This window comes from Bartonella sp. AA86SXKL (genome assembly GCF_042196885.1).
In genome coordinates this window covers 1-801 of the sequence record NZ_JBHIRE010000243.1, presented here as the reverse complement: position 1 = coordinate 801, position 801 = coordinate 1, and the positions used below count along the sequence as shown (strand labels likewise).

Here is an 801-nt window from a genome sequence, read left to right as displayed (position 1 = left end):
CTTTGTAAATACTGATGCAATAACCAATCGAAAGAGCCTTTTGTAAGTCTGTTTATTTTCTTGGAGATGCCATTTTGAGCTTGTTTAATAGCCAGCGTATAATTATCAACAAACTCTTGCGTTCCATAGGTTCCTTCAATCCGAAACCGTGGTCCATGACCAATACGTACATACCATATAACTTTACCATGGCGTGTACGTTCACGAACAAGATGCGGTGGACGGCGTTTTGGCATGGCTAAAACTTTATACCGTCGACAGAGGGGCAAGATTTATTGGTGCTGTATTCTTCTTGCTTGTTTTCAAGTGGTGGAAAATCGTTGATGCTATAAGTATTATCTGTCGTTGTTGGTGTTATGGTTTTATTGATATGAATTAATAATTCCCCTGTAGGTTTGATTTCTATGAGTTCGCATCCTTGTTTTTTAGCTTCTCGTAAAGCACGAGCAATAGCTGGTTGCGTGATAGTAGGTGGGCGGTGTGGCATGTTTATTCCCCTTCATTTTAGATGTAATTCACCCGTGGCGTGAAGCACGCATGTGTTGAAATTTTGTTTGTGGAGTTAGAAGCTGGTTTATAGAGATACTATAAGATTAGTCGTTCGTATTTTCTCATCTGGTCTTTTCTCCAGTTGAGATTCTTCTATCGCCATCAATCCAGTCGTCCCAACATACACATGCTTCACCGTAAATTTTTGCATGACCGTAAACATGCGCATCACCGTAAACTTGCGCATTGCCGTAAACACGCGCCCTATCGTAAATGTGTGGCTCTTCGTAAACTTGTGCATTGCCATAAACT

Annotated in this window: 1 protein-coding gene and 2 pseudogenes; all 3 read right to left on the bottom strand. The window is 40.8% G+C overall.

Annotation, left to right across the window (positions count from 1 at the left end):
• Positions 1-236: pseudogene (locus ACFIO5_RS11260) on the bottom strand (tyrosine-type recombinase/integrase); the annotation flags it as partial.
• Between the two features lie 2 nt (positions 237-238).
• Positions 239-487, bottom strand: coding sequence for a hypothetical protein (locus ACFIO5_RS11255; RefSeq protein ID WP_375705454.1), 249 nt, complete (start codon positions 485-487; stop codon positions 239-241).
• Between the two features lie 124 nt (positions 488-611).
• Positions 612-801: pseudogene (locus ACFIO5_RS11250) on the bottom strand (hypothetical protein); the annotation flags it as partial.

Coding starts and splice junctions, on each gene's coding strand:
- ACFIO5_RS11255 (WP_375705454.1), bottom strand. CDS start 487: ATGCCACACCGCCCACCTACTATCACGCAACCAGCTATTGCTCGTGCT.